The 23,717-nt window shown below is 73.1% G+C and carries 21 protein-coding genes; 8 read left to right on the forward strand and 13 right to left on the reverse strand.

Annotated elements, in window-relative coordinates:
* Positions 1-289 precede the first annotated feature (289 nt).
* Both A3IG_RS31170 and A3IG_RS0124800 read left to right on the forward strand, forming a co-directional pair.
* Complete coding sequence (locus A3IG_RS31170) at positions 290-1,456, forward strand: cytochrome b (protein WP_236719192.1); 1,167 nt, start codon at positions 290-292, stop codon at positions 1,454-1,456.
* 36 nt (positions 1,457-1,492) lie between these two features.
* Complete coding sequence (locus A3IG_RS0124800; RefSeq protein ID WP_018386291.1) at positions 1,493-4,597, forward strand: FAD-binding and (Fe-S)-binding domain-containing protein; 3,105 nt, start codon at positions 1,493-1,495, stop codon at positions 4,595-4,597.
* A 12-nt stretch (positions 4,598-4,609) separates the two neighbouring features.
* On the opposite strand, the gene A3IG_RS0124805 is transcribed toward A3IG_RS0124800, so the two are convergent.
* Positions 4,610-5,638 carry an SDR family oxidoreductase gene (locus A3IG_RS0124805; protein ID WP_018386292.1) on the reverse strand — a complete coding sequence of 343 codons (1,029 nt, stop codon included), beginning with the start codon at positions 5,636-5,638 and terminating at the stop codon, positions 4,610-4,612.
* 717 nt (positions 5,639-6,355) lie between these two features.
* Here A3IG_RS0124805 and A3IG_RS31175 point away from each other — a divergent pair.
* From A3IG_RS31175 to A3IG_RS0124830, 3 genes are all read left to right on the forward strand, one after another.
* A complete protein-coding gene (locus tag A3IG_RS31175; protein WP_018386295.1) occupies positions 6,356-6,604 on the forward strand; it encodes a hypothetical protein in 249 nt (82 codons plus the stop codon).
* A gap of 332 nt (positions 6,605-6,936) precedes the next feature.
* Positions 6,937-8,739 carry a serine/threonine-protein kinase gene (locus tag A3IG_RS0124825; RefSeq protein WP_018386296.1) on the forward strand — a complete coding sequence of 601 codons (1,803 nt, stop codon included), beginning with the start codon at positions 6,937-6,939 and terminating at the stop codon, positions 8,737-8,739.
* A gap of 169 nt (positions 8,740-8,908) precedes the next feature.
* A complete protein-coding gene (locus A3IG_RS0124830; RefSeq protein ID WP_018386297.1) occupies positions 8,909-9,685 on the forward strand; it encodes an FHA domain-containing protein in 777 nt (258 codons plus the stop codon).
* A 45-nt stretch (positions 9,686-9,730) separates the two neighbouring features.
* Here A3IG_RS0124830 and A3IG_RS0124835 read toward each other — a convergent pair whose 3' ends face one another.
* Both A3IG_RS0124835 and A3IG_RS0124840 read right to left on the reverse strand, forming a co-directional pair.
* Entirely contained in the window at positions 9,731-11,092 is a 1,362-nt protein-coding gene (locus tag A3IG_RS0124835; protein WP_018386298.1) for an ABC transporter permease, read from the reverse strand.
* 2 nt (positions 11,093-11,094) lie between these two features.
* Positions 11,095-11,883: an ABC transporter ATP-binding protein gene (locus tag A3IG_RS0124840; protein ID WP_018386299.1), complete on the reverse strand. Its 789-nt coding sequence runs from the start codon at positions 11,881-11,883 to the stop codon at positions 11,095-11,097.
* Positions 11,884-12,183: 300 nt separating this feature from the next.
* On the opposite strand from A3IG_RS0124840, the gene A3IG_RS31180 reads away from it, so the two are divergent.
* The gene (locus tag A3IG_RS31180) at positions 12,184-13,536 is read left to right on the forward strand and encodes a type III PLP-dependent enzyme domain-containing protein (RefSeq protein WP_051087628.1); all 1,353 of its coding nucleotides are present in this window, start codon (positions 12,184-12,186) and stop codon (positions 13,534-13,536) included.
* Here the strand turns inward: A3IG_RS31180 and A3IG_RS0124850 are convergent, their stop codons facing one another.
* The 8 genes from A3IG_RS0124850 to A3IG_RS0124885 all read right to left on the reverse strand — a co-directional run bounded on the left by A3IG_RS0124850 (position 13,537) and on the right by A3IG_RS0124885 (position 20,304).
* A complete protein-coding gene (locus A3IG_RS0124850) occupies positions 13,537-14,298 on the reverse strand; it encodes a YqeB family protein (RefSeq protein ID WP_201787508.1) in 762 nt (253 codons plus the stop codon).
* Between the two features lie 137 nt (positions 14,299-14,435).
* Complete coding sequence (locus tag A3IG_RS0124855; protein ID WP_018386302.1) at positions 14,436-15,854, reverse strand: flotillin family protein; 1,419 nt, start codon at positions 15,852-15,854, stop codon at positions 14,436-14,438.
* 186 nt (positions 15,855-16,040) lie between these two features.
* Complete coding sequence (locus tag A3IG_RS0124860; RefSeq protein WP_018386303.1) at positions 16,041-16,244, reverse strand: hypothetical protein; 204 nt, start codon at positions 16,242-16,244, stop codon at positions 16,041-16,043.
* A gap of 142 nt (positions 16,245-16,386) precedes the next feature.
* Entirely contained in the window at positions 16,387-17,688 is a 1,302-nt protein-coding gene (locus A3IG_RS0124865) for an alcohol dehydrogenase catalytic domain-containing protein (protein WP_018386304.1), read from the reverse strand.
* 102 nt (positions 17,689-17,790) lie between these two features.
* Positions 17,791-18,135, reverse strand: a complete 345-nt coding sequence (locus tag A3IG_RS0124870) for a DUF3140 domain-containing protein (protein ID WP_018386305.1) — start codon at positions 18,133-18,135, stop codon at positions 17,791-17,793.
* A gap of 145 nt (positions 18,136-18,280) precedes the next feature.
* Positions 18,281-19,198, reverse strand: coding sequence for a hypothetical protein (locus A3IG_RS35780; protein WP_020557897.1), 918 nt, complete (start codon positions 19,196-19,198; stop codon positions 18,281-18,283).
* Positions 19,199-19,206: 8 nt separating this feature from the next.
* Entirely contained in the window at positions 19,207-19,845 is a 639-nt protein-coding gene (locus A3IG_RS31185; protein WP_104530848.1) for an RNA polymerase sigma factor, read from the reverse strand.
* Between the two features lie 24 nt (positions 19,846-19,869).
* Complete coding sequence (locus A3IG_RS0124885; protein WP_079032606.1) at positions 19,870-20,304, reverse strand: hypothetical protein; 435 nt, start codon at positions 20,302-20,304, stop codon at positions 19,870-19,872.
* 204 nt (positions 20,305-20,508) lie between these two features.
* Between A3IG_RS0124885 and A3IG_RS0124890 the strand changes: the two genes are divergently transcribed.
* Positions 20,509-21,483, forward strand: a complete 975-nt coding sequence (locus A3IG_RS0124890) for a carbohydrate kinase family protein (RefSeq protein WP_018386308.1) — start codon at positions 20,509-20,511, stop codon at positions 21,481-21,483.
* Between the two features lie 144 nt (positions 21,484-21,627).
* Complete coding sequence (locus A3IG_RS0124895) at positions 21,628-22,056, forward strand: SH3 domain-containing protein (RefSeq protein WP_018386309.1); 429 nt, start codon at positions 21,628-21,630, stop codon at positions 22,054-22,056.
* A 116-nt stretch (positions 22,057-22,172) separates the two neighbouring features.
* On the opposite strand, the gene A3IG_RS0124900 is transcribed toward A3IG_RS0124895, so the two are convergent.
* On the reverse strand, positions 22,173-22,952 hold the full coding sequence (locus A3IG_RS0124900) for an SDR family NAD(P)-dependent oxidoreductase (protein ID WP_018386310.1): 780 nt from the start codon (positions 22,950-22,952) through the stop codon (positions 22,173-22,175).
* A gap of 142 nt (positions 22,953-23,094) precedes the next feature.
* A complete protein-coding gene (locus tag A3IG_RS0124905; protein WP_018386311.1) occupies positions 23,095-23,700 on the reverse strand; it encodes an NADPH-dependent FMN reductase in 606 nt (201 codons plus the stop codon).
* Positions 23,701-23,717: the final 17 nt, after the last annotated feature.

A 23,717-nucleotide genomic window follows, 5' to 3' on the forward strand; every position in this document is an offset into this window, starting at 1 on the left:
CCAACGGCGCGTTTGGGGCCGGTGGCTCGGCGGGGACCCTGACCGGCGGAACAGCCGGCCGGGACGGTCAGCGTGGCGGCCCACACACCACGCCCCGCCCGGCCCGGCGCCGAAGCGCCGTCGGCGAGTGCGTCGCCGGTGGAGGAGGCAGGGAGTCGGCGTCGGACAAGCGCGGGCGGCGGTCCCGGCCGGGACGGGGCGAACGGGCGGTGACCGTGCTCGACCGGCGCTTCCCGGTGATGTCCCTCGGCAGGCAGTTCCTGCGCAAGGCCTTCTGTCCATTCCCGTGGTGGGCACCTACCTGGCCCTGTTCGCCTTCGGCGGGGAGTTCCCCGGACACGAGGTCCTGCCCAGGCTGTACGCGGCGCACATCCTGCCGGTCCCCGGTCTGCTGGCCGCCCTGGTGACCGCGCACCTGTTCCTCGTGGTCTACCTGAAGCACACCCAGTGGGCCGTACCGGGCAGGACCAACCACAACGTCATCGGCAAACCGTTCTTCCCCGAGTACGCCGCGAAGTCCGCCGCCCTGTTCTTCGGCGCGTTCGGGGTGCTCGCCGTGCTCGGCGCGACCGTCCAGATCAACCCCGTCTGGGAGTACGGCCCCTACCGGGCCGACGTCGTCTCCACCGACTCCCAACCTGACTGGTACGTGGGGTTCCTCGAGGGGGCGCTGAGCCTGATGCCGGGGGCGGAGACGGAGCTGTGGGGGCACACCGTGGCGTGGAACCCGCTGCTGCCCAGGGTGGTGTTGCCGACGGCGCTGTTCGCGGTCCTCTACGCCTACCCGGTGTTCGAACGGTGGATCACGGGGGACACCGGGGAGCACCACCTGTGCGACCGTCCCCGCAACCAGCCCACCAGGACGGCACTGGGGGTGGCGGCGGCGTCCGGCTACGCGGTGCTGCTGTTCGCCGGCGCCCAGGACGTGCTGGCGTACGTCCTGCGGTGGCGCGTGGAGACGTTCACCCACGTCTTCCGGGCGGCGCTGTTCGTCGTCCCGGTGGTCGCGTACCTGGCCACCAAACGGGCGGTGCCTGGGGTTGCAGGCCGGCGACTGGCGGCTGCTGCTGCGCGGGGACGGCACGGGACGCGCGCGACGCACGGACGGCGGCGGCTACCGGGAGGAACACGTCCCGCTGGGCGACGGGAGCCGTTACCGGCTCGCGGTGCGCGAAGAGCCGCGACCGCTCACCGCCGGCACCGAGGGCTGGCGCTTCTTCCGCAGGCACCGCGTGCGCAACCGGCTGAGCGCCTGGTTCCTGCGGGACCGCGTGGAACTGCCGCTGACCGAGGAACAGCGACGCCTGATCGCCGCCCGGGTCACCGCCGACCCCGAACAGGTCCTGCGGGAACGGGACGGCGCCGGCACCTGACCCCGCACGGGCGGCACGGCGACCGGCGCGGACGCGGCCGGACCGGGCGGTCCGTTTCACGGGGGACGTGCGGGGAACCGTGAGAGGTCCCCACGAGCGGGCGGCCGAGAGGAAGACCCATGAAGCGGCAGGCGACGCGGACGGTACCGATCAGGGCTGGCGCCCCCTCCACCGGTGACGGCGGGGTCGAACAGGTGAACGTCATGGGGCTGGAGGAGCGCCTGCGGCGGCACGTCCGGGGCGAGGTGCGGTTCGACGCCGGGAGCAGGGCGCTGTACGCCACGGACGCCTCCAACTTCCGGCAGGAACCCATCGGCGTGGTGATCCCCCGCACCCTCGCCGACGTGGAGGCGACGGTCGCAGCCTGCCGCGCGTACGGGGCGCCGCTGCTCCCCCGGGGCTGCGGCACCAGCCTGTCCGGGGAGACGGTGAACTTCGCCGTCGTCGTGGACTTCTCCAAGTACCTGCACGACGTCGAGTGGGTGGACCCGCGCCGCCGCCTGGCGCGCTGCCTTCCCGGGGTGGTGTGCGACGACCTGAAGGCCGCCGCGTCCCGGCACGGGCTGACCTGGGGCCCCGACCCGTCCACGCACCAGTACTGCACCATCGGCGGGATGCTCGGCAACAACTCCTGCGGCACCCACTCGGTGATGGCCGAGTTCTACGGTTCGGGCCCCAGGACCTCGGACAACGTCGAGGAACTGGAGGTCATGACCTATGACGGGCTCCGCCTGACCGTGGGTCCCACCAGCGAGGAGGAGCTGGACCGGATCATCGGCGAGGGAGGCAGGCGCGGGGAGATCTACCGGGGACTGCGGGACCTGCGCGACCGCTACGCCGACCTGATCCGCGAGCGCATGCCGGACATCCCGCGCCGGGTGTCCGGCTACAACCTCGACGAGCTGCTGCCGGAGAAGGGCTGCAACGTGGCCCGGGCCCTGGTCGGCACCGAGGGCACCTGCGTCGTCGTCCTCGGCGCCACCCTGCGGCTGCTCCCCGAGCCGGCCGCGCGCGCCACCGTGGTCCTCGGCTACGACGACATCGTCACCGCCGCGGAACAGTGCCGGAAGGTGATGGCGCACCGCCCGCTGGCCTGCGAGGCCATGGACGACACGCTGATCGAGGACCTGCGCATCGAACAGCAGCACCTGGACGAGCTCCAGTTGCTGCCCGGCGGGTCTGCGTGGCTGCTGGTGGAGTTCGGCGGTGACGACCAGTCCGAGGCCGACGAGCGGGTGCACGCGCTCCTGGACGACCTGCGCCGCAGCGACCACCGGCCACCCACCGACGTGCGCACCTACGACGACCCGGCACGGGCCGCCGCGGTCTGGCACGTGCGCGAGGGCGGGCTCGGGGCCACCGCCTTCCCGCCCGACGGCCGCGACCACTGGCCCGGCTGGGAGGACTCCGCGGTGTCGCCGGAACGGATCGGGCCCTACCTGCGGGACCTGCGGAAGCTGTACGCCCGGCACGGGCTGCGCGGCGCCCTCTACGGCCACTTCGGCCAGGGCTGTGTGCACTCCCGGATCAGCTTCGACCTGCGCAGCGCCGAGGGGATCGCCACCTACCGCGGCTTCCTGGAGGACGCCGCCGACCTCGTGGCCTCCCACGGCGGCACCCTCTCCGGGGAGCACGGCGACGGGCAGCAGCGCGCCGAGCTGCTGCCCCGCGTGTACGGCGACGAGCTGGTCGAGGCGTTCCGCGAGTTCAAGGCCGTCTGGGACCCCGGCGGCCGGATGAACCCCGGCAAGGTCGTCGATCCCTACCGGCTCGACGAACACCTGCGGCTGGGCACGGACTACCACCCGCCGCAACCCGCCACCCACTTCTCCTACCCCGACGACGGCGGCAGCCTCGCCCACGCGGCACTGCGCTGCGTCGGGGTCGGCAAGTGCCGGCAGCCGCACGACGAGGGCACCATGTGCCCCAGCTTCCAGGTGCTGCGCGAGGAGAAGCACACCACCCGGGGCCGGGCCAGGCTCTTCCACGAGATGCTCGCCGGCGACATCACCACCGGCGGGTGGCGGGACCACGAGCTGTACGAGGCGCTCGAGCTCTGCCTCTCCTGCAAGGGCTGCACCCACGAGTGCCCGGTCCACGTGGACATCCCCACGCTCAAGGCGGAGTTCCTGGCCCACTACTACTCCCGGCGGCTGCGTCCACGGTCCGCCTATGCCATGGGCTGGATCATGCACACCGCCCGGGTCGCCTCGCTCGCCCCGTCGGTGGCCAACCTCGCCGGGCAGGCCCCGCTGCTGTCCCGGCTCGTCAAGCTCGCCGGTGGAGTCGCCCCGGAACGCCAGGTGCCGGCCTTCGCCGCCACCCCGTTCCGCCGCTGGTTCGCCCGGCACCGACCGGCGCACCCTGCCGGACCACCGGTCATGCTCTGGCCGGACACGTTCAACGACCACTTCACCCCGCAGACCTCGATCGCCGCCGTGCGGGTCCTGGAGGACGCCGGTTTCCGGGTGCTGCTGCCCGACCGCTGGGTCTGCTGCGGACGGCCCCTGTACGACTACGGCTTCCTCGGCATGGCCACCCGGCTGCTCCGCCACGACCTCCAGGTGCTGCGCCCCGCGCTCCAGCAGGGCATCCCCGTGGTGGGCCTGGAACCGAGCTGTCTGGCCGTGTTCCGTGACGAGCTCCCCAAGCTGCTGCCGAACGACGAGGACGGGCAACGGCTCACCGGTCTCGCGGTGCAGTTCAGCGAGGTGTTCGCGCGGCACGCCCCGAACTGGCGGCCACCCCGGGTTCCCGGCGCCGCGCTGGTGCACGGTCACTGCCACCACAAGAACGGCCTGGGCGGCATGGAGGCGGAGCTGCGGCTGCTGGACCGCACCGGTCTCGACTACACGGTGCCGGACACCGGTTGCTGCGGCATGGCCGGCTCCTTCGGCTTCGAACAGGGCGAGCGCCACCGGGTCTCGGTGGACTGCGGGGAACGGGTCCTGCTGCCGGCGGTGCGCGACGCCGCCCCCGACACGTTCGTCGTCACCAACGGCTTCAGTTGCCGGGAACAGATCCGGCAGGAGACCGAGCGCCGCGCCCTGCACCTCGCCGACGTCCTCGCCCTGGCCCTGGACCGCCCGGACGAGGACCTGGGTCCGCTCCCGGAACGCCTCCTCCCCGACCCGGCGGCCTCCCCGTGGCGCGGAGCCGCCGTCGTGGCGGCGGCGGCGACGGCCCTCACGGCGGGGGGCGCGCTGCGCCGGCTCCGGCCCTAGTCCACCCGGTGGTCAGGTGGTCCTCCTGCGGGCGGCGAACGCCCCCAGGGCCACCACCGCCGCGGCCCCACCGGCGAGGGCCAGGGTGCCGTGGTGGTGGGACGCCCAGAGCTGACGGCTGTGCGGGTGGGCCTGCTCGTCGAAGACGCCGTGGGCGCCGTGGTCCCTGCCGTCCCCACCGTCCACCGGCTCCCACAGGTTGACCGGCTGGTCCGGGTCCCGGGGCCGGTCGTTCTGCTGCGACTGGTAACCGGTCCTGGCCAGGTACCGGTCGAGCAGGCCCGCCGCGACGGCGTTCGCCACCAGGGTGGCGGCGGTCGAGCCGCCCACCCAGTACTCGCGGCGCCCGGGGTGGTCGGCGGCGTACAGCACCGCCCTCGCCGCCACCTCCGGCTGGTAGATGGGCGGCACCGGCTGGGGGTGCTTCGGCAGCCGGGACAGCACCCAACTGAACTGGGGGGTGTTGACGGCCGGCAACTGGACCATCGTCACCCTGACCCCGCTCCGGTCGTGCAGCAGTTCGCAGCGGAGGGACTCGGTGAAGCCCTGGATGGCGTGCTTGGCGCCGCAGTAGGCGGCCTGGAGCGGGATGCCGCGGTACGCCAGGGCGGACCCGACCTGCACGATCACCCCCCGGTCCCGGGGCAGCATGCGGCGCAGCGCCGCGCCGGTCCCGTACACGTACCCCAGGTAGCTCACCTGGGTGACGCGCCGGAACTCCTCCGGGGCGATCTGACTCACGGGGGCGAACACCGTGGCGAACGCGGCGTTGACCCAGACGTCGATCGGCCCGAGGCGTTCCTCGACCTCGGCCGCGGCCCCCTCCACGGCGTCGGCGTCGGAGACGTCCACCTGGAGGGGCAGCGGCTCGCCGCCGGCCTCCCGCACCTCGTCGGCGGCTCCCCGCAGTCCCCTCTCCCCGCGGGCGAGGAGGGCGACCCGGGCCCCCCGGGCGGCGAAGGCGCGGGCCGCCGCGCGCCCGACGCCGGCACTCGCCCCGGTCACCACCACGACCTGCCCGTTCACGGCACTGGGTTTCACGGTGCACCTCGCATCGGAAGCGGATCGAACGGGCTGCCCGTGGGCTGCCCTCGGCCCGGCGCCCCTCGCTGGAGTCACCGGCACCGCCGGGGGTTACCGGGCCCGGTCCCCGTCAAACCGGTCGGAACGGGGGTTTTCCCCGGGCCGGGACGGGCAGGGCCGCGCGCCGGTTCGGCCCCGTCCTGCTGACGAGCGGCGTCTCGGTCCCGCCGGTGGGGTGCCGTGGCTGCTCCGACCCGCGCGCCGGGCGACCGCCGCACCGAGGGGGGCCGGTGAAACTGCGGCGCGAGTTCGACCGGGTGTTCGTCGTCGAGGTGGCCATCGCGGCGTTCGTCTTCTTCCTGGTGCTCGGGGCGCTGGCCGTCGCCGTGGCCCGTCGGCGCGCGGAACGGGGCGGCGGTGCCGCGCGGCGCACCGAGTGGCCGAGGCTGGAGCTGTGCTACGTGGGGGTGCTGGCCGCGGTGGCCGTGTTCCTGGTGGTCTTCACGGCCTCGGCGAACCACCGGCAGCGGCACGCCGCCGGCGAGCCGGCCGTGCGGGTGAAGGTCACCGGCTTCCAGTGGTGCTGGCAGTTCGGCTACCCCCGGGCGCCCGGGAGGACCGTGACCGTGACCGCCGACTGCCGCGGCGACGAACTGCCCACCCTGGTGGTGCCCACCGGCCGGACCATCAGGTTCGAGCTGACTGTACGCCAGCGCCTTCCCGTTCTGGCTCGCGGTGCTGGGACCTGCCCGGCGGCTCAGCGACCCGGGGCGCTGCGTCTACCTGTTCTCCGCGGCACCGGCGCTCGACCTGCCCGCCCTCGGCCTCGTCGCCGCGGGACACGACGCGGGCGGGCTCACGATGATCGTGAGCATGTTGCCGGTCGGGGGCGCCGCCCTGGCCGTGACCTGGCGGTGGATCACCGCCGAGGAGCGCCGGGAACGCGCACTCGCGAGGAACCCCGCGGTCGGCGCCGGCCACTGAGCGACGGGGTGTGGGACACCGTGCGCCGCGACGTCCCGTCGCGCCCGTGGAAGAGGGCTGAGTGCCCGCGGCCAAGGAGCAGGGGCCGGCCCGCCGCTCGGACCGCATGCGGGGATCGAGCGCTCGCGCGACCGTCGTACTGGCGTGCGCACGGGCGACGAGGGGCACACATTCTCCACCCCCCGGGGCCGGGCGAACGCCTGTGGAGCCGCCCCGGAGTGCAGTACGTTCTCTCCGCGTGTCCGGGTTTGAGGCAACGATCCGACCGAGGTGAGGCGCAGGTGCTCCCTGGAGAGTTAGTCGGCGGGCGGTACCGTCTCGAGGACGGCCCCATGCGCGGGGGGCGGGGCGAGGTCTGGCTGGCGTACGACACCGAACTGCCCCGCGCCGTCGCGCTCAAGCGGGCCCGCATCCGCGACGACACCATGGCGGCCTTCCACCAGATGCGCAGGGAGGCCAGTGCCCTCGCCGAGCTCAACCACCCGCACGTGGTCACCCTCTTCGACGCGGTGCGGGTGCCCACCGCGGACCGGGCCGCCGGTGCCGCCGACGGTGGACCGGCCGAGGGCGAGACCTGGCTGGTGATGGAGTACGTGTCCGGTGGCGACCTGGCCGACCAGCCGACGACCTCGCCGCGGGAGGCGGCCCGTGTCGGGGCGCAGATCGCCGGCGCGCTCCGGGCCCTGCACGACAAGGGGATCGCCCACTGCGACGTCAAACCGGCGAACATCCTGCTCACTCAGGACGGAACCCCGAAGCTCACCGACCTCGACGCCGCGTTCCGGGTCGAGTGCAGTGAGACGATCACTCCCCACCGACTGGCGTTCACCCCCGACTACGCCGCTCCCGAGGTCGTCCGGGGGAGCCCCACCTACGCCTCGGACGTGTTCTCGCTCGGAGCCACCCTCCACGCGCTCGTGACGGGCGGGCCGCCGCGCAGGCGCCGGGATGTGGGCGCGGACACCGGTGAGGTGGTGCGGACCGAGTCGTTCCTGGCCCCCCGCGGGACGGTGCACCTCGACGGCGACCTCGGGGTGCTGACCCGGCCGCTCACCCGGATGCTCCAGCCGGACCCGCAGGACCGTCCGGACGCGACCGAGGCCCGGCGCATGCTCGAGGAGGCGGCGGGGCTGCGCAAGCCGCTCCGCCGCCCGGACCGCCGGTACCTGGCGGCCGGTGCCGGGGTGGTGCTGCTGGCGCTCGCGGTTGCCGGAGGAGTGCGGTGGTGGCCGGGCGGCGGCTCCATCCTGCCGGGGGAGGACCACACGGCCCGGTCGGGCCGTGTGGCATCCATCGGTGACCAGCGGACCGCCGACCCCTGCGCCCTGACCGACCCGACGGCGTTGGACCGCTTCGGCCGGGCCGAACTGGACCGCGCCTACGGCAACTTCGACCGCTGCGACGTCCTGCTCTCCTCCGGCGGCGACGAGTTCGTCGACGTCAAGGTGGACCTCAACAACGGGCCGGCGTCCGAGCTGGACGCGCCGAGCCGGACGGTGGGCTCCGTGCAGGTGGTGGAGGAGGGCCCGGAGAGCGAGGAGTGCAACCGCACCCTGGTGCTGGACGGCGAGAAGGACGCCCACGTGACGGTCACCGCCAAGCTGGTCGACGAGCGGGCCGCCCCGCTGTGCGACATCGCCGACGTCGCCACGGGAAGCGCGGTGGAGGTGCTCAACCGGGGAGAGCTGCCCCGGCGCGCCGGGACCCCGGTCGAGGCGTCGCTCGCGCACCGGGACGCGTGCACCGTGCTCGACGGGAAGGCGCTCGCCGTGGTCCCGGGGATCGACGCCGAGCCGGAGGACGTGGGGTTCGGGAACTGGGACTGCCAGTGGCGCAGCTCCACCCGGGACATCGTGGTGGACCTGCGGTTCGACCGGAGTCCGCCGCTGAACGCGCAGGAGGACGGCCGGGTCACCCGGGTCGGCGGCCACGACGTGTTCCTCCAGGCGGAGGGGGAGGGGGACCAGACGTGTTTGGCGCAGGTGGTGCACCGCGAGTACCCGGCGGGGGACGGGACCGCCGTGGAGACGGTCCGGCTCACCGTCGGCGGCCCCCAGCCGATGGACCGCCTCTGCGACCTGACCACCGCGCTTGCCGGTTCGGTCGCGGCCTCGGCCGAGTTGTCGTCCCGCTGAACGGCCACCACCCCGACCCGCCAGCGCCGGCGTTGACCGACGCCGGGAGCGACGCGGTGGGTCGGCCGGGTCGGGGAGGGGTCCCGGGCCGGACCGGGCACAGTGGTGGCCCAGGAGCCGGTCCGGCCCCCAGGACGCAGGTGAGGTCCCGTCAGTACAGGAGCCCGCGATGAACGGTCACGACAGCCTGGCCCGCGGCGTCACCCCTTCGCCGCCCGGCACCCTGCACATGCGGTCGGTCTCCGGTGGCCTTCGGGTGGCGCCCCGACCCGGGATGACCATCTGCTTCGGCCGGCAGCGGCCGGCTGTGGACCTGTGCGTCGGTGAGGACGACCAGTGGGTGAGCCGCCGGCACGGCGAACTGACCTACCGGCAACACCACTGGTGGCTGAGGAACACCGGTCAGCAACTGATCCGGCTGCCCAAGGGCCACCTGATGCACCTCAGCACCGAGCCCGTGCCGCTGTGCCCCGGGTACACCCCGCTGTTCGTGCGGGGGTCGGCCCGCCGGGAGCACCTGGTGGAGCTGTACGTGGTGGACCACGACGAGGCCCGCTCGGGCCCCCGGCACAGCGCCGAGACGGTGCCGCCCAAGCGGTGGCAGCTCGACGACGACGAGCGGCTGGTCCTTGTGGTGCTGGGCCAGCAGTACCTCCTCTTCCAGGAGGACCCGCGGCCCCTGGCCTACCGGCAGGCGGTGGAGCAGCTCCGCTGTCTGCGCGGTGACGAGCACTGGACCCAGAGCAAGGTCGCCCACCGGGTGGAGGCGGTCCGCCGCAGGCTGTCCCGCAGCGGTGACTTCCCCTACGAGGTGATGCGGGACACCGAGGCCGGCGGGCCGTGCGACAGCAACCTGATGCACAACCTGTTCCGGGGCCTGGTGGAGTCCACCACGCTGGTGCCGCCGGACCTGGGCCTGGTGGACGAGGACCCGGCCGCCCCGTGAGCCGGCGCCGCCCGGGCGGGGAGCGGGCGGCGCCGGCTCACGTCGTCAGACGGCCGTCGCCGCTTCGATCGCCGGCACCCGCAGTCCCCGCCGGGTGGTGCCCAGGCTGGCGGCGAGGGTGAGCACGGCGGCGACGGTGACGATGCCGAGGTAGATCCAGACCGTGGCGTCCGGCACCACCTGGTCCCGCCTGGCGATGCTGTACGGGATCACGGTGAACAGCGAGGCGACCGAGCCGAACAGCACGCCGGTGACCGCGAGCACCGCGCTCTCCAACGCGACCATGCGCTGGACCTGGCCCGGTGTGGCCCCGACCAGCCGCTGCTGGCCGAACTCCCGGCGACGGTGGGTGGTCGCCGCCACCAGGGTGTTGACGAGCATGATCGCGGCGAACAGCAGGATCATCCCGATGACCACGAAGTTCAGCGTCTCGATGTTCCTCTGCTCGTTGGTCTTGGCCAGCCCGGAGGCGGCCATCTCGGCGTTCTCGATGCTCTGCATGTACAGCGTTCCGGTGGCGATGCCGGTGAACAGGATGATCGGCATCAGGGCGCTGGCCATCGTGTGGCTCCGCTGCCGGACGTTGTGGGCGGTCAGGTAGCCGCTGACGCCGCCGAGGCGGGCCAGCGGGACGGCCACGGCGGAGGCCACCGTGCGGACCAGGCCGGGGGAGAGCAGCGCCAGGCCGATGGCGAACCAGATGCAGGACTGACCCGAGGTCATCATGGCGTCCGACCCCTCGTCGCCCATCGCGGTCGCGGTGACGAGGGCCAGGACGGTGCCCAGGGCCATGAAGGCAGCCGCGGGGACGATCCGCTTCTTGCCCATCCGGCGATCCTCTGTGGCGGCGGCCAGCAGTGACTCGGTCACCCGCATCCCGGCGGCGCGCCGGGCGGTCAGCGTCGCGGCGATGGTGGAGGCGGCGAAGGTGATGCCGAGCCCCATGCCCAGCGCGGTGGAGCCGAACCGGTAGTCCACGCCCGGGGCCACCTGGTCGGTCTCGACCAGCAGCTCGAGCAGGGCCCGGCCGGCGAGCGCCGCGAGGGGGACGGCGAGGGCGGCGGCGAGCAGGGCGAGCACCGCGGTCTCGCCGACGATCATCCGGCCGACCTGCGCGGGGGTGGCCCCCACGCTCTTCAGCAGGGCCATCTCCCGGCCGCGCTGCCGCACCGAGAGGGTGAGCGTGGAGGTGACCGCGAAGACCACGAGCAGCAGGCCCCAGCCGCCCACCACCGTGCCCATGGTCTCCAGCGTCTCCTTGCTCTGGTCCGGCACCCCCTGGGCCGAGCCGGTGTCGAGCATGGAGGCGAACGCCATCAGGATGACCGCGCCGAGGAACACGGCGAGGAAGCTGGCCAGGAAGGAACCGGTGCGGAAGCGCAGGGTGCGCAGTGCGAGTCCGAACATGGTCAGGCACCCGCCAGCACACGACGTCGCTCGACCTCGTCGGCCAGGTGGGTCATCCGCTCGGCGACCGCCTCCGCGGTCGGGTTCCGCAGCTCGCCCACGAGCTGGCCGTCGGCAAGGAACAGCACCGAGCCGGCGTAGGAGGCGGCGACCGGGTCGTGGGTGACCATCACCACCGTCTGGCCGAAGGTGTGCACGGCCTCCCGGAGCAGGACCAGCACGTCCCGGGCGCTGCGGGTGTCCAGGGCGCCGGTCGGCTCGTCGGCGAAGATCACGCTGGGGCTGGTGACCAGGGTCCGGGCGATGGCCACCCGCTGCTGCTGGCCGCCGGAGAGCTCGGCCGGGCGGTGGTCGAGCCGCTGCCCGAGACCGACCCGTTCGAGTACCGCGCGGCAGTGCCTGCGGTCCACCTTCCGCCCCGCCAGTCGCAGCGGGAGGGTCACGTTCTGGTAGACGGTCAGCATCGGCAGCAGGTTGAACTGCTGGAAGACGAAGCCGATCCGCTGCCGGCGGAACTTGGTCAGCTCGGTCTCGGTGCCCGCGGTCAGCTCCGCCCCGTCCACGTGGACCGTGCCGGCGGTCGGCCGGTCGAGGCCGGCCGCACACTGCAACAGGGTGCTCTTGCCGGAACCGGAGGGGCCCATCACCGCGGTGAACGTGCCGGAGGCCAGGGTGAGCGAGACCCCGTCGAGCGCGTTGACCGGCTGCTCCGCGGTGCCGTGGACCTTGCGGACCCCCACCAGCCGCAGCGCCTCGGCGTTCCGCGGGGTCGCCTTGCCTTGGGTGAACATGTCGCCGTCTCCTTGGGTGTGTGGTCCGGGTGGGTGTCGCGCGCTGGTGACGACGCTACGGAGCGGGGACGGGACCCACGAGGGGCGCAGAACCCGGAACGGGGGTGTACCTACCCCCCCTGTCCGAGCTGGGGCGCGTCCCAGGTCGCGGCACGGGTGGGCCGGTCGGTCCATCAGCGGTCCACCGGGAGGCGTTTTCCTGGGCCGGGAGGGAACGGTGAACGAGGAGCAGCGCGGGCCGGGCGGCGTGGGGTGACCCCCGGGGGTCACGGAGAGGACGGGGACGTGGCACCGACGACGATGGCACGCAGACGGGAAGCGGTGGTGCGCGGGGCGGTCAGCGCCGGGCTGGTCGGGCCGCGGGCCCCCCTCGCCGGGTTCCTGGACGCGGACGGCATCCGGCGTTCCGTCGCGGACCTACAGGCCGCGTTCGCCGACGTGCCGGAGGTGCTGCACACCTTCGCGGTGAAGGCCGGGTCGCTGGTTCCGGTGCTGCGGCTGCTCGCGGAACGGGGGATGGGGTGCGAGGTCGCGAGCCCGGGGGAGTTGGCGCAGGCGCTGGCGGCCGGGGTGCCGCCCGGGCGCATCGTGCTGGACTCCCCGGCCAAGACCTGGAACGAGCTGGCGCACGCCCTGGACCTCGGTGTCGCGGTCAACGCGGACAGCCTCGAGGAACTGCACCGGATCGATGTGCTGCTCGACGGCGCCACCCCCCGCTCGACCCTCGGCCTCCGGGTCAACCCGCAGGTGGGGGCGGGGGCCATCGGCGCGATGAGCACCGCAACCGCGCACGCGAAGTTCGGCGTCGCCCTCCATGACCCGGGAGCGGTCGAGCAGGTCGTGCGGGCGTTCGCCACGCGTCCCTGGCTGACCCGGCTGCACGCCCACGTCGGCTCGCAGGGCTGCCCGCTCGAGCTGATCGCGGCGGGCCTGAAGGAGACGTACGACCTGGCCGAACGGATCAACGCGGAACTGGGGCGGCGCCAGGTCACCAGCCTGGACATCGGCGGCGGGCTCCCCGTCAACTTCGCCGACGACGAGGTCACCCCCACCTTCGCCGAGTACGTCCAGCACCTGCGGCGGGCCGTCCCGGGACTGTTCACCGGCGCGTACGCGCTGGTCACCGAGTTCGGCCGGGCCCTGCTCGCCAAGAACGGCTTCCTGGTGTCGGTCGTGGAGTACACCAAGGAGTCGGGCGGGCGGCGCATCGCGGTGACCCACGCCGGGGCACAGGTCGCCACCCGCACGGTGTTCATGCCCGAGGCGTGGCCGCTGCGGATCGGGGCGTTCGACCCCAGGGGCCGGGAGAAGACCGCCCCCGACGTGGTCCAGGACGTCGCCGGGCCCTGCTGTTTCGCCGGTGACCTGGTGGCCAGGGGACGCGAACTGCCGGAGCTCGAACCGGGGGACCTGGTGGTGCTCCTGGACACCGGCGCGTACTACATGTCCACGCCGTTCACCTACAACAGCCTGGCCAGACCGCCGGTGTACGGCTTCACCACGGCCGGCGGGGGGACGGCGGACCAGGTGCGGTTCGGCACCGTGCGGGAGGGCCAGACGCTGCGGAGCGTGGTCGTCGAGAGCGGGCTCGACCAGGTCGAGGCCCTGGTGTCGCTGGTGCCGGGCCCGGAGGGCGGCCCCGGCACCGACTGATCAGCCGCGGTCACCGGTCCCTGGGCCGTCGGCCGCGGGTCGGGTCTGACGCCAGAACTGCGGGCTGCCCTTGGCCCGGACCACGATGCCCAGCCTGGCCAGCTCGCCGCGCAACTGCTCGGCGTCGTCCTCGTCCCCCCGTTCCAACGCCCGGTCCCGGGCCCGGAACAGGGCGTCCAGCGTCCCGGAGAGCTCGGGGAGGCCCTCCACCCACCGCCGGTACCGCTCCCGGTGCGGGTCGTCGTCGGTCCAGGGGAGGTCGTGGGCGAGGAAGGCGCTGCGCAGGGGGTCGGCGTGAAGGTGGGTGGACTGCCTGACCAGCTCACCGGTGTCCCGGTCGAGCAGGACCAGGTAACTGTCGTCCAGGAAGGCGCCGCTGACCGCGTCCCGTTCGAACCGCCGGGTCTTCCCGCCCCGCCGCAGGGCCACGCCCTTGTCGGAGACGGTGACCGTGAGGTGTTCGTGAGCTCCCCCCGCAGCGATGACCAGGCCCACCAGCAGACCGACCGCCAGGGAGACCAGGGTGGCGGCCGGCTCGTGGTCGGAGAGGGAGTCGATGAACCGCAGCGGACCCCTGAACGGCACGAAGGGGATCGACGCCACCCAGCCGGCCACGGCCTGGAGCAACCACCCCGCCCCCGCTCCCAGCAACGGGAAACCGATCCACATGAGCAGCAGACCGGGCTCGGCGACCACCGTCTCACCAGTGGACGGCGTGGAGTTCATCGAGGAGGCTCCCTGGGCCTGACGGGTTCCCAACATGACCACGACGGTACGGGTGCGTCCCGGTGCAGGCGTCCCCCGAAGGTATGCGGGGGTGCGACTTTGGTCGGACAACTCTGGTTGGACAACGGTTCGGCCCGGTGGTGCCCGGGCCGAACCGTTGTGCCGACGGGGGGTCAGCCGGTGGCCGACGGCCGTCCGTCCGGCACCGCCGCGGTGTCCGGCGGCTCCGCACCGCCCTGGCCTCCGGCCGTCGCGCCGCCGGCGGCACCGGGGTCCATGTTGCTCAGGAGCTGCCTGGCCAGGCCGAGACCGGCGCCGCCCATGGTGAGCGCCTTGGCGAACATCTCCGCCATGCCGTCACCGCCGTTGAGCATCACCATCTGGTCCACGTTGCCGAACGCCTGGGCGCCGGCCGCGGCGATCTCCGGCCAGCGTTCGGCGAGCTGCTGGGCGATGACCGCCTCCTGGTTCTCGGCCAGCGCTGCGGCCCTGGCCTTGATCGTTTCCGCCTCGGCGAGCCCCTTGGCCCGCACCGCCTCCGCCGCCGCCAGGCCCCGCGCCTTGATCGCGTCCGCCTCTGCCTCGCCGGTGGCCCTGGTGGACATCGCCTCGGCCGTGGCCCAGAGTTCCTTCTCCCGGGCCCTGGCCTGGGCCGCGGCGATCTGGACGTCGCGTTCGGCTTCGCCCAGGGTGCGCTTCTTGTAGGCCGCCGCGTCCGCCGGCTTGCGGACGTCCGCCTGGAGCTGCTGTTCCCGGCGCTGCGCCTCGAGTTCGGCGACCCGGGTCTTCTGGACCACCACTTCCTGTCGGGCCTGCGCCTGGGCCAGCGGGCCCGACTGCTCGGCCTGGGCCCTGGCCCGGTCCCGTTCGGCCTGGAAGCCGGCCTGGAGGATCACGCTGTCCCTGGTCGCCTCGGCCTTGCGGGCGGCGGCCTTCTGCTCGGCCTCGGTCGCCAGCCGGTCCGCCTCGGCCTGGGCGATGCGGGCGTCCCGCTGCACCACGGCGGTGTGGGGGGCGGCGAGGTTCTTGATGTAACCCGTGGGGTCGTCGATCTCCTGGATCTGCAGCGAGTCGATGATCAGACCGAGTTTCTCCATCTCGGTGCCGGAGGCGACCCGGGTCTGCCCGGTCAGCTTCTCCCGGTCCCTGATCATGTCCTCCACGGTCAGTCCGCCGACGATGGAGCGCAGGTGCCCGGAGAACACGTTGTGCACCCGCTCGGCCATGTGCTTCTGCTGGCCGAGGAAGCGCCGGGCGGCGTTGGCGATGGAGACGTAGTCGTCGCCCACCTTGAAGATGACCACGCCGCGGACCTTCACCGGGATGCCCTGGTAGGTGACGCAGTCCACGGACAGGGACGCTTCGTTGAGGTCCAGCGAGAGCTTGCGCACGGTGCGGGCGAAGGGAAGCACCAGGGTGCCCCGGCCGGTGACGATGCGGAAGTTCATCCCTTCCTTGAGGCCATCGGTACCGCGCCGCGCCCCGGAGATGATCAGGGCCTCGTTGGGCTCGGCGACCCGCCACATCACCTTGAACAGAAGCAGTAAGAACAGCAGGGCGGCGAGGCCGCCCCCCAGCACAGCGATGACCACGTAAGGCTCCCCCCTCGGGCGCGCCGTGCGCTGCGGGCACGGCCGCGCGGTCTTTGCTGGGGAGTCTCCGCCCGCGGGGGCCGGATCGGCCGGGGTGCGGAGATCCTGTGACGGACCTGCTACAGCCCTATCGCCGAACCCTTACCGCGCCGGGGGTTTGCGTCCGTGGCACCCGCCTCAACGGGATCAACTGCCCAGGGCCCGCGCCACGTAGACGGTGCGCGGCGGCTGGTACTCCACCACCACGATCACCGTGCCCACCTCGATGGTCTCCTCCGGGGACACCGGGTGGGCCAGGAACGCCTCCGCACCCCCGCGCACCGAGACCATGACCTCTCCCACCAGGCCGGGCCCCACCGTTCCGGTGACCCGCCCCTCACGTCCGACCATGTGCGGAGACTAACGGACGGTCCCCGTCACCGGCGACGCCGTGGCACCGGCCCCCTGGCTGCCCCCGACCCGTCCTCGACCGTTCCACCGTGCCGTGGGGCCGTGCCGGTGACCGCCCACCGGCGCGGCCCCGGGGCGTCCCTCACCCGGAGAGGGTCTCCGGCGAACCCGCCGTGGTCCCGGTCCCGGTGCCGGCCACGTCGCCGAGGCCCGGTTCCACGCCGCCCTCGCCGCCCATGCCCAGCGCCACCTTGGTCCAGCCGGTCTCCCTGCGGTCGAAGGAGCCGTAGGCGTCGATCGCGTCCTCGGTGAACGACCAGTGGGTGACCAACGGGCTCGGGTCCAGCGCGCCGGACGCCACCAGCGAGACCAGGTGCGGCAGGTAGTGGCGGTGGTGGCAGTTGCCCATCTTCAGGGTGAGGTTCTTCATGAACGCCGCGCCGAAGGGATAGTGCTGCACCTGCGGCGGATACAGCCCGATGACCCCGATGGTGCCCGCCTTGGCGGCCATCTCCACCGCCCAGCGCGCGGCCAGCGACGGGGCGTCCCCTGGCGTCCAGGTGCCGAAGCTGTCCGGGTGGTGCACCGGAGCGACCTCCTCGGCCTCGTGCGCGAACTCGCCCTCCTGGCTGGCGAGGGCGTCCCGGGCAGGCCCCCTGGCCGGGCGTTGGGCGTCCACGCCCACGGCGTCGATCACCCGGTCCGCCCCGATGCCGCCGGTCAGCTCCAGGACCGCCTCCACCGGGTCCTCGGCGTTGAAGTCGATGGGCTCCGCGTGCTGGCGGCGGGCGAGCTCCAGCCGGTCGTGGACGCCGTCCACCACGATGATCCGGCCGGCGCCGTGCAGCCGCAGGCAGCCGATGGCTGCCTGACCGACCGGCCCCGCGCCCAGCACCACCACCGTGTCCCCGGTGCTGACCTCGGCGAGCTTCGTCCCGAACCAGGCCGTGGGGTAGATGTCGGACAGCATGATCGCCTGGGCGTCGTCCACCGACTCGGGCAGGGGCACCAGGCCGGCGTGGGCGAACGGCACCCGGGCGTACTCGGCCTGGAGCCCGTCCAGGCCGCCGGCTGACTCGGGACCGCCGAAGTAGGTGGTGCCGGCGAGCCGGCCGTTGGGGTTGGCGTTGTCGCACTGCGCGTGGTAGCCGGCCCGGCAGTAGCTGCACACCCCACACGCGACGGTGGAGGGCACCACCACGCGGTCCCCCGGCTGGAGGTTGCGCACGGACCCCGCGACCTCCTCGACGACGCCCACGGCCTCGTGCCCGAGGATGCGGCCCGGCTGCATCCCGGTCATGGTGCCCCGGACGAAGTGCAGGTCCGTTCCGCAGATCGCCGACGTGGTGACCCGCACGATGGCGTCGTACCGGTCCTGGATCTTCGGTTGGGGCACGTCATCGAGGCGGATGTCCCCTATGGCGTGCCAGACGACGGCCTTCATGTGCTCGCCTCCTGACTCGGACGTCCATGCGGACGATCGAGTGCCCGTTCGGCAGGGAGGGAAACAGCGGTGGGCGCGTGGGCCCCAGCGGTGACCGGTCGGTCACTCGCCGGGGCGGGTCGGCTTGAGCGGGTCGTGCCCCAGGTCCATCAACTGGTGCCGCCACTCGGCGTCGCCGGCCTTGGGTTCGGCCTCCAGGTTGGCCTGCCGGTGCACACTGTCGATCACGTGTTGCATCGTCCGTGCGTCGCGCGGGGTCAGGTCGCGCCGCCGTTTGCCGAGGATCTCCACCACCTGCTGCCCGGTGGGGGGCTCGATCTGGTCCGGAAGCTCCTCGGTGTCCTCGCCCGCTGACCGGGTGCGGAGCCAGTCCTCCAGTTCGCGCGAGGTCATGTTGACGATGGTGTGGAACTCCTGCCACAGCTCGTCGGGCACCTGTGCAGTCATGGCGTTGCTCCTGGCCGTTCCTCGGGTGCGTCGTTCCTCGGTGTGTCGGTACCCCCTCCCCAGGATGGGTCGGCTGGCCGGGCTCCGCGACCCGGTCCGCTCCGTGCACGGTCCGTGTCCACCGGATCGGCGCCGTCCTGCGAGCTCACCGGCGGTCCCGGTGACGCCCGGTCCCCCCGTCGTCCCACCCGCCGTCGTCCCACCCGCCGTCGTCGTCCGGAGCCGTCGTCCTCGCACCCTGCGGGTACGCCGCCGTGGAGTCGGCGGCCTGCTCGTCGTCGCCACTGGTGTCAGCGGAGCGCTCGGGGTACTGCACCTCGTCCCGGTCGCCGGTCCTGTCCCTGGTGGAGGAGCCGGGGCGCGGCAGCTCCGAGGTGTCGGGGCTCCCCCCCGTCCGGTTCTCGTCCTGGTTCTCGTCCTGGTCCTCGTGGTCACGGGAGCCCCCCTCCTGGTGGGTGGGGTCCTGGGTCGCGGCCTCCCGGGGAGGCGGCTGCGGGACGTCGGTGGCTCCGGTCCCGCCGCCCTCCGGGCCGCCGTCCTCGACGGCGGCTTCCTCCCGGGCCCGGCGCTCGCCGTCGGAGGACGACGGCGAGCCGGTCGCGGAGCCCGGGGGTGGCTCCCCCGAGCGCCTGGTGTCGGAGGGCGGGTCCGTGGGGGAGGGCGGGGGTGCCGGAGTGGACCGCACCGACCCGGGTTGCTGCGGGGGGTGCTCCTGGTCGGGCGGCAACAGGGGGACGCCCACGCCGGCCAGGGCGATGCCGCTGCCGAGGACCACGCTCGCCACCACGGCCACGGCGGTGGACGGGGCCGCACCCAGACGCCGCACCCACCAGCGCAGGGGTGGCACGGGCCGGGCGCGACGCCGACGTGTAGCGCCCTTCACCCGCGCGGCGTGGAACATCGCGACCGCCTGCTCCTCCCCCTCGGGATCGGCCCCGCACGGACCGGCCGCGGCGGCCAGCACCTGTGCCAGCTCGCCGGCGGTCCGGTCGCTCATCCGGTCAGCCGGGTCGTCCCCGGCGAGCCGTCGCAGGGCCGCGCCGTCGAAGTTCTCGGCGTCCATCTTGTCTCTCACTCCTGAACGTCCCGACCGGTCCCGCCAGGTCGTTGACGCTGCTCCAGCGTCCGTGCCAGTTGTCGGAGCCCGCGGGACACCGCCATCCGCACCGCGCCCTGCCGCCGCCCCAGCACCGCGCTGGTGTCGGCGGTGTCCATCCCCAGCACGATCCGCAGCATCACGGCCTCGGCCTGGGCCGGGGGCAGCGTCGCGATGAAGGCGATGGCCCGCTCGGTGGACAACGCCTCCAGCACCTCTTCCGCCGCGTCCACGCCGCCACCCGACCGGGGCTCGGGGAACTGCTCGGCCGGGACCGCCACCTCCTTCACCCTGGCCCCCTTGCGGCGCAGCAGGTCCCTGGCCCGGTTGCGCGCGACCACCAGGGCGAAGGTCCGGAAGCGCCCTGCGTCGCCGCGGAACCGTGGCAGGTCCCGGGCGAGTTGCAGCCAGGTCTCGGACACCACGTCCTCGGCGTCGTCCCCCACAACGACCCGGGCATATCGGGTGAGTTCTGGGGTGAGCGCACGGTACAGGACCCGGAACGATTCCTCGTCACCCCGTACCGCGTCCCTCAAGGCGGTGCTCAGGTCCCGCGGCCCGGCTGCCTCCTGCCCCGGCTGGACGGCCGCCTCCTCCTGCTGCATGCCAGGCATCCTGGCATGGTTGCGGTTTCAACATCAGATGTCCCGTGGATCTGCCACGACCACGGCCACGTAGAGCAGTTGTACCGAATCGTCGATGCCGTTCTCGAAACACCGGACCGCCCGTCCCAGCGGGTTCCACGCCCGCCCGTCCGGTGTCCGCACCCCGAACGGGTGGCCGAACCACTCCCGTTGGGTCTCGTCGAAGTCCACCCAACTGGCGTCCGCGTGGCGGACCAGCACCTCCCCGGCGTAGGCGCCGAAGCCGAGCAGGGTCTCGGTGACCGCCTCGACCGGCGGCGCCTCGCTGCGGATGCCCTGGATGAGCCGGTCCACGACGGCGAGGCTCCGCACCGAGTAGTCCAGGCGTATCCGGGCCCCCTCGCGCACCACGGAGACGATGTCGGCGGCGAACCTCGGACCGTTCGCCGCCACCAGCGGGTACTTCAGTGACGTCAACGAAGACTGCACCGGATCTGCTCCCTTCCGGGGCTGCCCTTGGCCCCGTGCCCCACAGAGCGCACGGGGGCCGAGAAGCGTCACACCCGTCGGGTACGGCCCCCACGCCCGCCACCCTCCGTCCGGAGCCGCGCGGGGACCGGGGCGGCGGGCGAGGACGGTCTCCGTAGGGTGGTCGCACCAGAGGCAAGACGGAACGCAGCCGGAGGGGAGCCCGTGGTGGCTGATCACGACGTCCTGGACGAGTACGACGTCCTGGTGGTGGGCGGTGCCGGAGTGGACACCATCGTGCGGGTCGACGCGCTGCGGGTCCCGGAGGGGGACTCGGTGGGCGTTCCCCCGGTCCACGACTACCTGGGACACACCGGGAGCGGGGTGGCGCTGAGCTGCCACGCCCTGGGGCTGCGCGTGAAGTTCCTGGACTTCCTCGGGGACGACGCGCAGGGGCGCCTGGTCCTGGACGAGTTCGCCCGGGCCGGCCTGGACTTCTCCCACCTGGTCTCGCCCGCGGGCACGCCGCGCGGAGTGAACCTGGTGGACCCGCAGGGCCGCCGGTTCTCGTTCTACGACGGGCGGCACCCGGCCGAGCTGCGGCTGCCGCGGTCGTTCTACCTGCCGTACCTGGAGCGCGCCCGGCACGTCCACCTGTCGATCGTCAACCACAACCGGGACCTCTACCCGGACATCGAGAGCCTGGGGCGGCCCAGCTCCACCGACCTGCACGACTGGGACGGCCACAACCCGTACCACCGCTTCTACGCCCTCGCCTCCGACCTGGTGTTCCTCAGCGACGCGGCCGTCAGGGAGCGTCGGGAGGAGGTGATGCGGGGCATCCTCAGCGAGGGGCGCGCCGAGGTGGTGGTGGTGATGGCAGGTGCCGACGGGTGCTACCTGCTCACCCGGGACGAGCACCGGGCGGCCGGGCGGGGCGGCGGGGTGCGGCACTTCCCCGCGGTGCGCCCGCCGCGTCCGGTGGTGGACAGCAACGGGGCCGGCGACGCCTTCGTCTCGGGGTTCCTGCACGCCCGTCTCGCCGGCCGGCGGGTCGAGGAGTGCGTACGGGCGGGGCTGGCCGCAGGCGCGCACGCCTGCACGGGGGTGGGCACCCACACCGCGTTCATCACCGCGGGAGAGCTGGCGGAGCGCTGTGGGTGGGAGAGTCGGGAGAATGGTCACTTTGTCGGCCAATAGGAGCTAAATACTACTTCTTTGGCGGGAAGGTCTGGCATGGCGCGCGGATCTCGCGGCGTGGATCGGGGAGTGTGAGGCGCGCAGACGTGGGTTCGGGCCCCGTCGCGTTCACCCCCTTAGCCCACTTCAGGGAGTCGGTTGCAGATGTCCGCAGTCAGAACCTTCAAGACCTCCGCCGCTGTCAGCCTCGGCGCGCTCGCCCTGGGTGCGCTTGCCGTCACCCCCTCGACGGCGGCTGCCCAGCCGGAGACCCAACCCGCGTCCGTTTCGTCCCAGGCCACGACCCCGGCCGGGGACCACCACCACCACCACTTCGCGCTGGGGAAGGTCGTCTCCCGCATCGGCGTGAACGTGCGCAGCGAACCCAACACCCACTCCGAGATCCTCGACGTGATCCCCTCCGGGGCCATCGTCAAGCTGAAGTGCAAGGTGATCGGCGAGAACGTGGACGGCAACAACCGTTGGTACAAGCTGGCCCACAAGCACCACCGTCACCACCACCACCACCACGGGTGGGTCTCCGCCCGCTGGGTGAAGAACCTCGACCACGTGCCGTGGTGCCACTTCCGCTGAACAGGACACCTCGGACGGCCGGTGGTGCGCTCACCCGTACCACCGGCCGTCCGGCCTGACCGGCGTGCCCGCCCCGGAGCGCGGTGCCCGAAGGGGGCACCGCGGCGACGACGGGGTCAGCCCACCTGACCGGAGACGTTGACCGCCTGCGCGGTGATCCCCGAGGCGAGGTCGGAGGCGAGGTAGGCGACCATCCCCGCCACCTCCTCGGGGGTGCTGTAACGGCCTTCCGTGCCTCGGCTGGAACGGTGTTCCGGCAGGTCGTCGGGGTGGAACGACCAGGCCCGAGGGTGGCCGGAGGCGGCGGGCCGCGGCGGTGGCGGGGGGAGGTAACCGGGACAGACGGCGTTCACCGTGATCCCGCTCGCGCCCAGCTCGCTCGCGAGCGCCCTGGTGAGGCCGACCACGCCGTGCCGGGTGACCGAGTAGGGGGTGCCGGGCGGCACGCCCCGTTCGTCGGCGGTCGAGGTGACGTTGATGATCCGGCCGTTGGCCCGGTCGCGCATCCCTCCCGTGGTCAACACCTCCTGGGACATCAGGAACACACTGGTGAGGTTGGTCTCCACCACCTCCCGCCACTGCTCGAGGGACAGCTCCACGGTGGTGCCCCCACCGACCCGCGCCGCGGTGGTCACCAGGATGTCCACCGGTCCGTAGCGGCGCACCGCGGCCCGGACGAGGGCCCTGACCTCCCCCGGATCGCGGACGTCACAGGGCGTGCCGTCCACGTCCAGACCATCCGCGCGTAACCGGCGGACGGTCGCGTGGAGCGCCTCGGAGACCGGGGCGCAGACGAACACCCGGTTCCCCAGTTCGGCGAGGCGCCTGGTCACGGCGAGGCCGACCCCGGTGGTGGCTCCGGTGACGAGGGCTATCCGTGGGCCCGGTGGGGACATCTGCGCTTCCTTTGGACACCTGCGTCCGTGACGGCTGGGTGCAGAAACCTTTCAGACGGTGCTGGAGCACGGCCGGACACGCAGGTGAGCAGGGGTCGCCAAGGCGCGGTGGCGGCGGTGACATGCCGCGGGCGGGGAGACCTCAGCCCCGGTAGGGCCGGGCGGCGCGGCCCTCCCGGAGCGTACGGCCCCACCAGACGAGCTGGTCCAGCATGACCTTGGCCGCGGCGTTGAGCTGCTCGGGGTTGACGGGGGCGCCGTCGGCGTCGAACTGGCGCCACGCCCCGGCGATGCTGACGCTGTCCCGGACGGTGACCACGTGCAGCTCGGCGAAGACCTGGCGGAGCTGTTCCACCGAGCGCAGCCCCCCGGAGACGCCCCCGTAGGAGACGAAGCCCAGCGCCTTGGCCCTCCACTGCTGACCGACCGAGTCGATGGCGTGCTTCAGCGACGCCGGGTACCCGTGGTTGTACTCCGGAGTGATCACCACGAAGACGTCCGCCGCGTCGATCCGCTCGGTGAGCTCACCGAGCGCGGGGGACACCCACTCGCCGTCCACCACGGGGTTGGCGAGCAACGAGGCCGGCAGGGCGAGCTCCGCCAGGTCGAGGACGTCGAGGTCGAAGCCGTCGTGCTGCTCGGCCCGCGCCGTGAACCAGTCGGCGACGGTCGGCGCGAAGCGGTTCTCCCGGGTGCTCCCCACGATCACGGCGAGGCGCAGGGGTGCGGGTGATGTCTCGATGGGCATGGGTGACCTCCCAGTTG

This window comes from Wenjunlia vitaminophila DSM 41686 (genome assembly GCF_000380165.1).
GTDB classification, from domain to species: Bacteria; Actinomycetota; Actinomycetes; order Streptomycetales; family Streptomycetaceae; genus Wenjunlia; species Wenjunlia vitaminophila.